Source organism: Paracoccus sp. L-17 (assembly GCF_056857655.1).
On sequence record NZ_JBSXNM010000043.1, the window covers coordinates 172,251 to 185,783 of the forward strand.

The 13,533-nt window shown below is 66.2% G+C and carries 12 protein-coding genes; 3 read left to right on the plus strand and 9 right to left on the minus strand.

Features of this window, described 5'->3' with window-relative positions:
- Positions 1-45: 45 nt before the first annotated feature.
- Positions 46-222, minus strand: coding sequence for a hypothetical protein (locus tag AC13CR_RS14220; RefSeq protein WP_292954660.1), 177 nt, complete (start codon positions 220-222; stop codon positions 46-48).
- A gap of 125 nt (positions 223-347) precedes the next feature.
- Here AC13CR_RS14220 and mutL point away from each other — a divergent pair, with 125 nt between their 5' ends.
- Both mutL and AC13CR_RS14230 read left to right on the plus strand, forming a co-directional pair.
- A complete protein-coding gene (gene mutL, locus AC13CR_RS14225; RefSeq protein ID WP_293767687.1) occupies positions 348-2,168 on the plus strand; it encodes a DNA mismatch repair endonuclease MutL in 1,821 nt (606 codons plus the stop codon).
- 453 nt (positions 2,169-2,621) lie between these two features.
- Entirely contained in the window at positions 2,622-3,887 is a 1,266-nt protein-coding gene (locus AC13CR_RS14230; RefSeq protein WP_292954666.1) for a lytic murein transglycosylase, read from the plus strand.
- Between the two features lie 87 nt (positions 3,888-3,974).
- Here the strand turns inward: AC13CR_RS14230 and AC13CR_RS14235 are convergent, their stop codons facing one another.
- From AC13CR_RS14235 to AC13CR_RS14265, 7 genes are all read right to left on the minus strand, one after another.
- A complete protein-coding gene (locus AC13CR_RS14235) occupies positions 3,975-4,481 on the minus strand; it encodes an RNA pyrophosphohydrolase (RefSeq protein WP_292954669.1) in 507 nt (168 codons plus the stop codon).
- The gene (locus AC13CR_RS14240) at positions 4,474-5,904 is read right to left on the minus strand and encodes a S41 family peptidase (RefSeq protein ID WP_292954672.1); all 1,431 of its coding nucleotides are present in this window, start codon (positions 5,902-5,904) and stop codon (positions 4,474-4,476) included. Before AC13CR_RS14240 ends, AC13CR_RS14235 begins: the two co-directional genes overlap by 8 nt.
- A 16-nt stretch (positions 5,905-5,920) precedes the next feature.
- Positions 5,921-7,111 (minus strand): murein hydrolase activator EnvC family protein, encoded by a 1,191-nt coding sequence (locus AC13CR_RS14245; protein WP_482900896.1) that lies wholly within the window; start codon positions 7,109-7,111, stop codon positions 5,921-5,923.
- Complete coding sequence (gene gpmI / locus AC13CR_RS14250; RefSeq protein ID WP_292954678.1) at positions 7,108-8,625, minus strand: 2,3-bisphosphoglycerate-independent phosphoglycerate mutase; 1,518 nt, start codon at positions 8,623-8,625, stop codon at positions 7,108-7,110. Before gpmI ends, AC13CR_RS14245 begins: the two co-directional genes overlap by 4 nt.
- 190 nt (positions 8,626-8,815) lie before the next feature.
- Entirely contained in the window at positions 8,816-9,283 is a 468-nt protein-coding gene (rlmH, locus tag AC13CR_RS14255; RefSeq protein WP_292954681.1) for a 23S rRNA (pseudouridine(1915)-N(3))-methyltransferase RlmH, read from the minus strand.
- A gap of 4 nt (positions 9,284-9,287) precedes the next feature.
- Positions 9,288-9,710, minus strand: a complete 423-nt coding sequence (rsfS, locus tag AC13CR_RS14260; protein WP_292978203.1) for a ribosome silencing factor — start codon at positions 9,708-9,710, stop codon at positions 9,288-9,290.
- 76 nt (positions 9,711-9,786) lie between these two features.
- Positions 9,787-11,157 carry a mechanosensitive ion channel family protein gene (locus AC13CR_RS14265; protein WP_292954684.1) on the minus strand — a complete coding sequence of 457 codons (1,371 nt, stop codon included), beginning with the start codon at positions 11,155-11,157 and terminating at the stop codon, positions 9,787-9,789.
- Positions 11,158-11,419: 262 nt separating this feature from the next.
- On the opposite strand from AC13CR_RS14265, the gene leuC reads away from it, so the two are divergent.
- Positions 11,420-12,850, plus strand: a complete 1,431-nt coding sequence (leuC, locus tag AC13CR_RS14270; protein WP_292954687.1) for a 3-isopropylmalate dehydratase large subunit — start codon at positions 11,420-11,422, stop codon at positions 12,848-12,850.
- 42 nt (positions 12,851-12,892) lie between these two features.
- On the opposite strand, the gene AC13CR_RS14275 is transcribed toward leuC, so the two are convergent.
- Entirely contained in the window at positions 12,893-13,480 is a 588-nt protein-coding gene (locus tag AC13CR_RS14275) for a hypothetical protein (RefSeq protein WP_292954690.1), read from the minus strand.
- Positions 13,481-13,533 lie beyond the last annotated feature (53 nt).

Genomic DNA, 13,533 nt, shown 5'->3' on the forward strand with positions numbered 1-13,533 from the left:
TGGCCGGGAGCGATCCCGGCCATGTTCACCCACAGTTCGGCCGGATCACTTGACCTGGACTGCGCCGCTGCCGCCAAGCGCCGCGCCCGCCACGGCGCCGACCGGCCCGCCGACGACGGCGCCCGTTGCCGCGCCGGTCGTCGCGCGGGTTGCGGTATTCGGGCCGCAGGCCGCTACCAGCAGCGTCAGGCCCAATGTCATTGCCACACTTACCTTACGCATTGTTTCGTCCTTTTTTGAAAAGCTGTGTTGCCTCAACCGCCAAACCCGCGCCCCGGTTTCCGTTCCGTCACCCATCAGGCAGGAAATTCTTTCTGACCCCGCGGCCCGGTGCTATATCTGGTGACATGAACAGTCACGCACCCAATATCCGCCCTGTCATCCGCCAATTGGATGAGGCCACGTCCAACCGCATCGCAGCAGGCGAAGTGGTCGAGCGTCCGGCTTCGGCGGTGAAGGAACTGGTGGAAAACGCGCTGGATGCCGGCGCGACGCGCATCGACATCGCCATCGAGAACGGAGGCAAGCGGCTGATCCGCGTCACCGATGACGGCTGCGGGATGACCGCCGACGACCTGCCGTTGGCCCTGTCGCGCCACGCCACCAGCAAGATCGATGGCAGTGACCTGCTGGCGATTCGCAGCTTCGGCTTTCGCGGCGAGGCGCTGCCGTCGCTGGGCGCCGTCGGGCGGCTGACGATCACCTCACGCGCGCAAGGCTGTGAGGGCGTGGCGATCGCCGTCGCGGGCGGGGCCGCCGGCCCGGTCCGTCCCGCGGCAGCCAATCGGGGCTGCGTCGTGGAGTTGCGCGATCTGTTCTTTGCCACCCCCGCCAGGCTGAAATTCATGCGCAGCGACCGCGCCGAGACGCAGGCCGTGGCCGACACGATCCGCCGCCTTGCCATGGCCGAACCCTGGATCGGGTTTTCGCTATCGGCGGAAGGGCGCGAGATCTTCCGCGCCGATGCCGAACAGGGCGAGCTTTTCGACGCCCTGAAACTGCGCCTGACGCGGGTGATGGGCCGCGATTTCATCGACAATACGGTCACCATCGACGCCATTCGCGACGACCTGACCCTGACCGGCTTTGCCGCCTTGCCGACCTATTCGCGCGGCGCGGCGGTGGCGCAGCATCTTTATGTGAACGGCCGCCCGGTCCGCGACAAGCTGCTGACCGGCGCGCTGCGGGCGGGCTACATGGATGTGCTGGCTGCGGGGCGCCACCCGGCGGCGGTGCTGTATCTGACCTGCGATCCGCATCTCGTGGACGTGAACGTCCATCCTGCCAAGGCCGAGGTCCGGTTCCGTGACCCGCAGGCCGCGCGCGGCCTGATCGTCAGCGCATTGCGGCACGGGTTGGCCAGCGCAGGCCATCGCGCCTCATCGACCCTTGGTGATGCGACGCTGGCGGCCTTCCGGCCAGAGCCGGCGGCGGCACAGGCGCGCCGCTATCAGATGCACGACCGCCGCCCCTCGGCAGGCGCCATGCGCGGGGCGCTGGACATGCAGGCCCCGATCGCCGATCCGGGCTTTGCCGAAGCACCGTCGGCGCGCTTCGAAGGAGTGCCGGACGACGGGCCGCAGGATGCCCCGCTGGGCGCCGCACGGGCACAGATTCACGAGAACTGGATCCTTGCGCAGACCGCTGACGGCCTTGTCATCGTCGATCAGCACGCGGCCCACGAACGGCTGGTCTATGAACGACTGAAGGCGCAGGCCGGCGCAAGCGGCATCGCCTCGCAGGCGTTGCTGATCCCCGAAATCGTCGAATTGTCCGAGGCCGATTGCAACCGGATTCTGGGCGTTGCCGACGACCTTGCCTGCCTGGGGCTGGTGATCGAGCCGTTCGGCGGCAGCGCCATCGCGGTGCGCGAATCGCCGGCGATGCTGACCCGCCTGAACGTTCCGGCGCTGATCCGCGACATCCTTGACGATCTGGCCGATCAGGGTGCATCCGACCGTCTGCGCGGGCGGATCGACGCGGTTCTGTCGTCCATGGCCTGCCATGGCTCGGTCCGCGCGGGCCGACGCATGGGCGCGGACGAGATGAACGCCCTGCTGCGCGAGATGGAGCGCGTCCCCAGATCGGGACAATGCAATCACGGCCGGCCGACCTGGGTCAAGCTGCGCCTTGCCGATATCGAACGTCTTTTCGGACGCAAGGAGTGACCCTGCCCGGCCCGCGACAATAAGGGCGGGCCGGAGGAACCCATGCTTCAGATCAGCCCCGACAAGGCCGCCCATGTCATCATCCGCGCCCGCGAATATGACAGGCCCGTCTGACCGCCGGCACGCTTCTGGAAACCTTTTCCGAAATGACATGCCGGGCCTGCGTCTGGGATCACCGCCCCGGCGTCAGCCGGTTTCGGGCGCCAGACGGCGGTCATGACCGCGATTTCGTTGTCCTGCATCGCTGCCAGATCATCAACCCGACCTGCGTCGCCGCCGTGGGCCATCCGGCGCCGATCCCGTCTTTCCGGTGCGCCGATAACATCCGCGTCAGACTGCCTGCCTGACGCCGGCAAACGGATGCCGGGTCGCCTCCCGACCCTATCCAAGCCGAATCGCATTCGCTAGACTGCTCACAAACAAGCACGAAGCAGTAACAAACAGGCGATCCTCATGACCATGTTCCGAATCCTGATGTCCACCGCCCTTGTCGGGGCGCTGGCCTCTTGCGCAGGACCGATGAACCGCGCGCCCGGCGGCGGCGGTTCCTATGCCGCGCCCGAGCCGGCGCCGATCCCCGCCGCGTCGGCCGGGGACGAGGCCGGGTTGAAGAATTTCGTTCAGTCCTTCCGCTCGCGCGCGCTGTCTTCGGGCGTTTCGGCGGCGACTTATGACCGCGCCATGAGGATCGCGCGCTACAACCCGGACGTGATCCGGCTGGACCGCAAACAGGCCGAATTCTCGCGCCCCGTCTGGCTGTATCTGGACAGTGCCGTCTCTGATTCCCGCATCGATACCGGGCGCGAGAAGGCGGCGCGGTTCAACAGCACCCTGTCGGCGATCGAGGCGCGCTATGGCGTGCCGCGCGAAATCGTGTTGGCCGTCTGGGGGATGGAATCGAATTTCGGCGCCAATCGCGGCAAGATGCAGATCATCCCCTCGCTCGCGACGCTGGCCTATGACGGCCGCCGGGGCGAGATGTTCCAGAAACAGCTGATCGCCTCGCTGAAGATCCTGCAGGCGGGCGATGTCGATCCCGAAAACATGCTGGGCAGCTGGGCCGGCGCGATGGGCCATACCCAGTTCATGCCGACATCCTATCTTGAATATGCCGTCGATTTCACCGGTGACGGCCGCCGCGACATCTGGTCCGACGATCCGACCGACGCGCTGGCCTCGACCGCGGCCTATCTGGCTCGGAGCGGCTGGCGCCGGGGCGAGGCATGGGGGGCCGAGGTCAGGCTGCCCGCGAATTTCAACATGGGCCAGATCGGCAAGAGCACCCGCAAATCCAGCGGCACATGGGCCGCGCAGGGCGTGACCCGCTTCGGCGGCGGCAGCCTGCCATCGGGCAACGGCTCGATCATCATGCCGGCGGGCGCGCGCGGACCGGCCTTCCTGATCCTCGACAATTTCCGGTCGATCCTGCGCTACAACAATTCCGACAATTATGCGCTTGGCGTGTCCTTCCTGGGCGAACGGATCGCCGGGCGGTCGGGCATCCAGGGCGGCTGGCCACGCAACGACCGGCCCTTGTCCACGGCCGAGCGGAAGGAAATCCAGCAGCGCCTGCGCGCCCAGGGCTATTATGACGGCGAGATCGACGGGCTGTTCGGTTCGGGCACGATGACGGCGGTGGCCGCCTATCAGCGCGCCAGGGGCGTGACGCCGGACGGCTACCCGACCTCGATCCTGCTGGATCAGTTGCGCGGCCGTTAGGCCGGGCGGCCGATCCGATCGGCTGCCCGCGCCGCCCGCCCGCCAAGGGCCGCGCGGCGCGGGCAGCCTGCGGCCAGAACGACAGGTTCAGGCGAGCCGGTCGCAAAAAATGCGCAGAACCGTCGCGTAGACATTTCGTTTGAACGGCACGATCCGGGCCAGAAGATCGTCGGCGCGCATCCAGTCCCAGCGGTCGAATTCGGGGTGCTCCGTCTCGATGCAGATGTCGCTGTCCTGACCCAGAAAGCGCATCAAAACCCATTTCTGGCGCTGCCCGCCATAGCGGCCCTTCCAGACCTTGCCCAGCAATTCCGGCGGCAGGTCATAGAAAACCCAATCCGGCGTCTCGTCGAGGATCTCGACCTTGCTGGCGGGAATGCCGGTTTCCTCGGCCAGTTCACGCAGCGCCGCCTCGCGCGCGGTTTCGCCCGGGTCGATCCCGCCCTGCGGCATCTGCCAGGCGGGCGGCTGATCGGTCGGATGGTCCAGCCGCTGACCGGCAAAGACCATCCCGGCCGCGTTGATCAGCACGACGCCCGCGCAGGGCCGGTAGGGCAAGCCCCCCGGCCCCGATGGATAGGCGCCATCAACCATTGTCCTTGGCCGCGCCTTCCTTTCCGGTGCCCGATCCCTCGCCGGTGACTGCGGGCTTGGCTTCCGGGGGCACCCGGTCGGCCTCGAAATCGACGGCGGCCAGACCCTTGAGAATATCCACGGCATAGGCCAGCTGATAATCCTCGTCGCGCAGCTTGGCGGTGGCTTCGACCTCGGCGGCCTCGTCCTCCATCTGCTTCTTTTCCTCTTCGCTGATCGAATCGTTGTTCAGCGCGCCGCGCAGATCGGCCTCGGAACGGCCGAAGCTAGACTGGCTGCGCGGGCCTTCCTTGTCCTGCTCGTCGACCGGCACCGGCTTGGGCTGCGAAACCAGAATGTCGGGCTGGATGCCCAGCGACTGGATCGAGCGCCCCGACGGCGTGTAATAGCGCGCCGTGGTCAGCCGGATCGCGCTGTCCGACGTGACCGGCATGACCGTCTGAACGCTGCCCTTGCCGAATGTCTTCTCGCCCACGACGATGGCGCGGCGGTGGTCCTGCAGGGCACCGGCCACGATCTCGGAGGCGCTGGCGGAACCGCCATTGGTCAGCACCACCATCGGCCTGCCCTGGGCCAGATCGCCGGGTTCCGCGTTCCAGCGTTCGCTGTCCTCGACCTTGCGGCCGCGGGTGCTGACGATTTCGCCGGCATCGAGGAAGGCGTCGCTGACGCTGATCGCCTGGTTCAGCAAACCGCCCGGATTGTTGCGCAGATCCAGAACGAAGCCCGTCACCTTGTCGATGCCGCCGACCTCCTTGACCGCCTTGTCCAGTTCGGTTTTCAGCGTATCGTAGGTTTCATCATTGAAGGTCGAGACGCGCAGGATGACCGCATGCCCCTCGACGCGGCTTTTCACCACGGTCAGCTTGATCGTGTCGCGGGTCATGGTCAGATCGAAGGGTTCCTTTTCGCCCTCGCGCAGGATGGTGACGGTGATATCGCTGCCGACCGGGCCACGCATCATGTCCACCGCCTCGTCCAGCGTCAGCCCCATCAGCGATTCGCCGTTCACATGGGTGATGAAATCGCCGGTCTTGACGCCCGCTTTCGCCGCCGGCGTATCGTCGATGGGCGAGACGACCTTGACCAGACCGTCCTCCTGGCTGACCTCGATGCCAAGGCCGCCAAAGCTGCCCCGCGTCTGGGTCTGCATGTCTTCGTAATCGTTGGCCGCGAGAAAGCTGGAATGCGGATCCAGCGATGTCAGCATCCCGTTGATCGCGGCCTCGATCAGCTTCTTGTCATCGGGCGCCTCGACATAATCGGCGCGGACCCGTTCGAACACGTTGCCGAACAATTCCAGCTGTTCATAGACCGAGGCGTTCTTTCCCGCCTCCTGCGCGACCAGCGGCCCGGCGATCTGCGTGGTCAGAAGCGCGCCGGCAAGCACACCGCCCACGCCGGAAATCAGATAATGTTTCATGACGGCCTTTCCTGCCTCAATCCTCTTGCGGCTCGACGATGGGATTCAGCACGAACCAATCCGCCGGGTCCAGCGTTTCCTGTTCCTTGCGCAATTCCAGATACAGGCTTTCTGTCTGGCCTGCATCCCCGCCGCGCGCGGCATCGGCGACGAACTGCGCGCCGAATTCCTGTTCCGGGGCCTCCTTGCCCCCCATCAGGCCGACCGGATCGCCCGCCTTCAGCACATCCCCGATTTCGCCGAAGACCTGCGCCATGCCCGCAAATATCAGAAGATAGCCGCGCGCGGGCTCCAGGATCATCACATTGCCGTAATCCAGCAGCGGCCCCCGATAGCGGATCGTGGCCGGCCACGGCGTCGTGACCAGTGCGGCGGGCGCGGTCGCGATCACCCAGCCGGGCCGCTTGACACCGGCCGCGTCGGCCTCGCCATAGGGGCGCAGCACGCTGCCCACCACCGGCAGCGGCAGCGAGCCCTGCGCACCCTCGAAATCCTCGCGCGGGGCGCCCACATCCATCTCGATCCCAGCCACCCCGGCGGCGAACTGGTCCAGACTTTCGGCCGCATCGCGCAGTTTCTGCAATTCCTCGGGTGCCTCGGCAAAGCGAATCGGCATGGTCGAACGGTCGGTAACGGCCGAGGCCAGCAGTCGCCGCGCCTCCTGCACCGATGCCAGTCCCGATCCCAGCATCTCGGCCGCCGCCGATTGCAGCGCCCGCACGGTCGAGATTTCATCCAGATCGGCCTTCAGCCGCTCTGCCTCGGATTTCAGGCCGGGCGTCACGTCCGACAGGATCATCCCCGATTGCGCATTGGCCAGCGCGCCCGCCGGATGCAGCAGCATCGTCGCTTCGGGCGATTGCTGCAATGCGGTCATCGCGCCCAGAACGCTGGCCAGACGATCGCGCTGATCCTCGAACCGCGCCCGCAGCTCACCCTCGCGGGCACTGGCCTGCCGCAGACCCTCGCGCAGCGCGGCAAGACCCAGCTCGTAGCCGCGAATGACCTCGGTCAGCGCGGTGACCTGATCATCGGCGCTGACCGCCTCGGCCAGCTTGCCGATGGCCGCCCGCAACTGCGCCGCCGCGTCCTTGGCATCGGTGACCGCCTCGCTGGCCGGACTCGCTGCCATTGCCGATGGCGCGAAAAGCGGCGCCACCGGCAGCAGCGCGCCAAGCACGGAAATCAGGATCAGGCGCGCGATCATGCTGTCTCGATCAGGCTTTGGCCGGTCATTTCGGCCGGCTGGTCCAGGTCCATCAGTCGCAAGACGGTCGGGGCGACATCGGCCAGCCGGCCGTCATGCAGCGTCGCGCCGTCAGGGCCGCCATAGACGATCACCGGCACCGGGTTGGTCGTATGGGCGGTATGAGGTCCGCCGGTTTCGGGGTTGATCATCGTCTCGCAATTGCCGTGATCGGCGATGATGACGGCCGCGCCGCCGGCACGATCCAGCGCCTGAAGCATCCGTCCCAGACCCTCGTCCACCGCCTCGCAGGCGCGAATGGCGGCGGGCAGGCTGCCGGTATGGCCGACCATGTCGGGATTGGCGAAATTGACCACGATCAGGTCATAGCCGGCGCCGATTGCCTCGACCAGCTTGTCGCTGACTTCGGCGGCGGCCATTTCCGGCGCCAGATCATAGGTCGCGACCTTCGGGCTTTGCGGCATGAAGCGATCCTCGCCCGGTTCGGCCGCCTCCTTGCCGCCATTGAGAAAGAAGGTGACGTGGGGATATTTCTCGGTCTCGGCCAGGCGGAACTGGCGCAACCCCCGGCCGGCGACCCAGGCACCCAGCGTGTTGACCACCTGCCGCTTGGGATAGGCCGATGCCATCCAGTCATTGTGCCGGTCGCTGTAATCGACCATGCCCAGCAGCGCCGCCCATTGCGGCCTGTCGCCGGTATCGAATTCCGCGAAATCGGGATCGGCCAGGGCCGACAGGATCTCGCGCGCGCGGTCGGCGCGGAAATTGAGACAGAAGAACCCGTCGCCGTCCATGGCGCCGTTATAGCCGTCGATCACGAAGGGCTTGATGAATTCGTCGGTCTCCTCGCGGCCATAGGCGGCGGCGACGGCGGCATCGGCGCTGGCGGCAGCCTCGCCCTCGCCCGCCACGATGGCCCGAAAGGCCCGCTCGACCCGGTCCCAGCGCTTGTCGCGATCCATTGCGAAATATCGCCCGATGACGGTGCCGATGCGGCAGCCCTCGGGCAGATTGCCCTGCAGGTCGGTGACAAAACCCTTGGCCGATTGCGGCGGCACGTCACGTCCATCGGTAATCGCATGAACCACCACCGGCACGCCGGCCTCCGACACCGCCTTGGCGGCCGCCAGGACATGCCGGATATGCCCGTGTACGCCACCATCCGAGACGACGCCCATCAGATGCGCGCTGCCTCCGGTCTCCTTCAGTCGCGCCACGAAACCGCCAAGGGTTTCATTGCCAAAGAAGCTGCCATCCTCGATGGCCAGGTCGATCTGGCCCAGATCCATCGCCACGACCCGGCCGGCGCCGATATTGGTATGGCCAACCTCGGAATTGCCCATCTGACCCGAGGGAAGCCCCACATCAGGACCGAAAGTGGTCAGCCTCGCATGCGGGCAATGCCGCATCAGGCGGTCGAAATTTGGCGTCCGCGCCTGGTCGGGCGCGCTTTGTTCCGGCCGGTCCGAGATACCCCAGCCGTCGAGGATGCACAGGATCACGGGTTTGGTCATTCGCGCCTCGCCTTGTTTGCGCCTTTGCGCCCGTTGTTACGCCCGCACACGCGATGCGACAACCACCGATCCCGGCCCCAGCCCCCGAACGCGGCGATTTGACCGGCGCAGCCAGATCTGTCCTTCTCGGTTGCAGAAATACCCTCGGGGGGAGTCCCGGAACGGGACGGGGGGCAGACCGCCCCCCTTTTCACGCGCGATGATAGGGAGCACCGGCCAGGATCGTCGCGGCGCGATACAGCTGTTCGGCCAGCATGACGCGGACCAGAAGATGCGGCCAGACCATGCGGCCGAAGCTGATCTGCCATTCGGACCTGCCACGCAAACCGGATTCCAGCCCGCCCGCGCCACCGATCACGAAGCACAGATCGCGTGCGCCATCGCGATATCCCGCGATCCGGGCGGCGAAATCGGGCGATGTCGGCTGATCGCCACGCTCGTCCAGTGCGACCAGCGCGGCACCCTGCGGAATGGCTCGTTCCAGCAACAGGGCCTCGGCCGCCATCCCGCCGCCGCGGCGGTCCTCGACCTCGTGCATGGTGACGGCCGGAAGGCCAAGGCCGCGACCGGTTTTTGCAAAGCGATCGAGGTAATCCGCGACCAAAGCCGCCTCGGGGGCCTTCTTCAGCCGTCCCACGGCGACAATGTCGATCCGCATCGCCTCAGGGCGCGGGATGGGCGGGCTGGCGGACGCGGCTCAGCGCGTCGGCGGGCATCCACATCTTTTCCAGCTGATAGAAGTCGCGGACCTCGGGCCGGAATACATGCACGATCACGTCGTCGGTATCGACCAGCACCCAATCGCCCGCGTCCTTGCCTTCGATCCGCGCCGAACGCCCCGTATCCGCCTTGAACTTTTCGGCCAGATGTTCGGCGATGGCGCCGACTTGCCGCGCGCTGCGGCCCGACGCAATGACCATGTGGTCCGCGATGGCCGATCTGCCGCGCAGGTCGATCGTCACGATATCCTCGGCCTTGTCATCTTCTAGCGAGGACAGGATGCGGTTCAGAAGCTGATCGCTGCTCAGTTCTTCATCCGCGGCGGTCGCGGCCGGCCCGGCAGCCGGCGAGACGTCTTGTGACAGGGTTGTATCCTCCGGTCAGCGCGCCGATCACCCCCGGCGCAGAGGTAGACTGAAGATAGCATCTTTTTGCCGCATCTCAATCGTCGCGGCCGGATTCCGCCGCCAGCGGACCCTGTCCCGGCTCTTCCCGCCCCGCCCGGCGCAGTCCGATCGCCTCGTTCAGCACGCGAACCTCGCGCTGCGGGAAGGGGATGGAGATGCCGTTTTCCACGAATCCGTCCCACAACGCCAGATAGACCTGACCGCGCACATTGGTCAGGCCCGCCTCGGCATCGCCGATCCAGAAGCGCAGCACATAATCGACAGAACTGTCGCCAAACCCGGTGACCCAGCAGACCGGACGGCGCTGCGCCAGAACCCGCTTGACCGTCAGTGCGGCGTTGATCGCGATTTCGCTGACCTTGTGGGGATCGTCGCCGTAGGACGTGCCGAAGTTCAGGTCGAGCCTCACGAAATTGTTGGTGTGGGACCAGTTCACCACCTGCCCGGTCACCAGATCCTCGTTCGGGATCAGATATTCCTTGCCGTCGCGCGTGACCACGCTGACATAGCGCGCGCCCAGTTCCTCGATCCAGCCGAAGGTGTCGCCCAGGCTGATGACATCGCCGGGCTTGATCGACTTGTCCAGCAGGATGATCACACCCGAGACGAGGTTCGACACGACCTTTTGCAGACCGAAACCCAGGCCGACGCCGACCGCGCCGGAAAAGACTGCGAGGCCGGTCAGATCGAAGCCCACCGCCTTCAGCCCGACGATGACGGCCAGACTGAACAGCACCACCTGCAAAAGCTTGGCTGTCAGCACCCGCATCGTGGGCGAGATGTCCTCGTTCCGCGACAACCGCCCGGTGATCAGGCGCGACAGGATCCGCGCCCCGGCGATCATCAGCCCGGTGACCGCCAGCGCCTTCAGCACCACCAGCGCCGACAACCGCAGATCGCCGATGGTGATAGCAAGAGTGTCGAGGAAATTCGCCGCCGGCTGGATCAGGTCCAGCAGGTACAGCGTCACCCAGATCCACGCGGCCCAGCTGACGATGCGGCGCAGAAAGCGATTGCGGATCACGCGCGCCAGAAAGAAGATCGCGACCCAGGCCGTCGCGATGGTCGCGGCCAGCGCGATCAGCTGGCTGCGCGACGGCCAGGTGATCTCTCGCATCACCAGCGCCACGGCCCAGGCCAGGATCATGAACACGATCAGCGTCATCCGCCGGTCGATCAGAAGGCCCAGCCGCAATCGCCATTTCGGCCAGTTTGCCTGGTGGCGCAACCAGTCGGTGAAAAACCTCGACGCGACGCGGGCCAGAAGCCACGAGACAATCAGCAAGGCCGCCACCGCGACAAGCTGATAAAGCCGTGTCGGAACCAGCATGATCTCGAAGAACAGGACGATCCTCGCCCAGAAACCCTGCGCGGCGTTGATCATGTCGGGACTGACCTGGTCCATGCGCGATCCTCCTGCGCTCGATTAGACCGATGCACAGACGGTCCGGCAAGGCCTGCGATATTGCGTCAACGCCGCAAGCGTCCTAAAAGATCAGCCATGCCCGGGTTCATCTATTTCGACATCCACGACCGCGCGCGCCTGCCCTCGCGCTTTTTCGGCGAGACGCTTTGCGTGACGGCCCGACTGTGACCGGCGGCGGATCCCCCGCCGCAGCCACGCCATGTCGCGCCCTGAACCGCCCCGTAGCCGAAAGCCCAAGCCAATGACCGAACATGCCGCAGCACCGCGCACCCTCTATGACAAGATCTGGGACGCCCATCTGGTCGACCGTCAGGAAGACGGCACCTGTCTGCTGTATATCGACCGACATCTGGTCCACGAGGTGACCAGCCCGCAGGCCTTCGAAGGTCTGCGCATGACGGGCCGCAGCGTGCGCGCGCCCGGACGCACCATCGCCGTGCCCGATCACAACGTGCCCACGACGCTGGACCGCGAAAACGGCATCGACAACGAGGAGAGCCGGATCCAGGTCGACGCGCTGGACCGGAATGCACGCGAATTCGGCGTGATCTACTACCCGGTCAACGACATCCGCCAGGGAATCGTCCATATCGTCGGCCCCGAACAGGGCTGGACCCTGCCCGGCATGACCGTCGTCTGCGGCGACAGCCACACCGCCACCCATGGCGCCTTCGGGGCGCTGGCCCACGGCATCGGCACATCCGAGGTCGAACATGTGCTTGCCACCCAGACCCTGATCCAGTCCAAGTCGAAGAACATGAAGGTCGAGATCACCGGACGCCTCGCCCCCGGTGTCACCGCCAAGGACGTGGTGCTGGCGATCATCGCCGAAACCGGCACCGCGGGGGGCACCGGCCATGTCATCGAATATTGCGGCGAGGTCATCCGCAACCTGTCGATGGAAGGCCGCATGACGATTTGCAACATGGCCATCGAGGGCGGCGCAAGGGCCGGACTGATCGCTCCGGACGAAACCACCTTTGCCTATGTCAAGGGTCGCGCCCACGCCCCGAAGGGCGCACAATGGGAGGCGGCGCTGGCCTGGTGGCGCACGCTTCGATCGGATGACGGCGCGCATTGGGACAAGACCCTCACCCTGCGCGGCGAGGATATCGCCCCCACCGTCACCTGGGGCACCAGCCCCGAGGACGCGCTGCCCATCGACGCCACCGTCCCCGCGCCCGAGGATTTCAGCGGCGGCAAGGTTCAGGCCGCGCGCCGCAGTCTGGACTATATGGGACTGACGGCAGGAACCAGGCTGACCGACATCGCCATCGACGCCGTGTTCATCGGTTCCTGCACCAACGGCCGGATCGAGGATCTGCGCGCCGCCGCCGAAATCCTGCGCGGGCGCAAGCTGGCCGAGGGCGTGCGCGGCATGGTCGTTCCGGGATCGGGGTTGGTGCGCGCGCAGGCCGAGGAAGAGGGGCTGGATCGCATCTTTACCGATGCCGGTTTCGAATGGCGGCTTGCGGGTTGTTCGATGTGTCTTGGAATGAATCCCGACCAGCTGGCCCCCGGCGAACGCTGTGCCGCAACCTCGAACCGCAATTTCGAGGGTCGGCAGGGCTACCGGGGCCGCACCCACCTGATGTCGCCCGCGATGGCCGCGGCGGCGGGCGTTGCCGGACATCTGGTCGATGTCCGGGACTTCGCGGCCCAGCCGGTCTGAGGCCGCGGCGTGGTCCGGATCATCGGCATGAACGGCGTCGCCTCACGACCACTGGGGCGCGGGCGATTGCGGGCGTCGCAGGATGGCGACGGCATTCAGCGCGATCAGCACAAGGCCCGCATTCTCGAACAGGTAATTGCCGCTGACGCCGAACTGGTTCAAACCGATCAGGCGGTCAACGTGATGAAAGCTGACGGCGCGAACCATCACGAAGGCTGCAAGAACGATCAGCCCGGCCAGAGCCACGCCGTGTCGCCGCAATCGACCCCGCAGGCCCACCAGACCGGCGATCAGCCCGGCCGCGGCAAGGAGCAGCAGGCCAAAGATGAACGCCTCCTGCACGAATCGCCGCTGGGCATACCAGCCCTGCGCGCGGGCCAGGCATCGCCCCCAGGCCGTCAGCGCGCTTTGCAGATCCAGTTGCTTGTTCACCGCGAGAAAAAGCATCAGCACCATGATCAGGCCCCAGAATGCGCGTCCGCGCTGTCCGCCCAGCCTGCGCCATACGGCGACGGCCAGTCCGAAGCACAGAAGATAGGCCAGCACCGTCAGCCATCCGGTTGCATTCGGGTCGCCTATGCCGGGCGACCACTGCCCGGCGATGCAATCGATCAGACTTTTACCAATCACCCTGACGCTCCGGCTTGTTCGGCGCCGGCAAGCTAGGCCAGCTTTCCGCGACT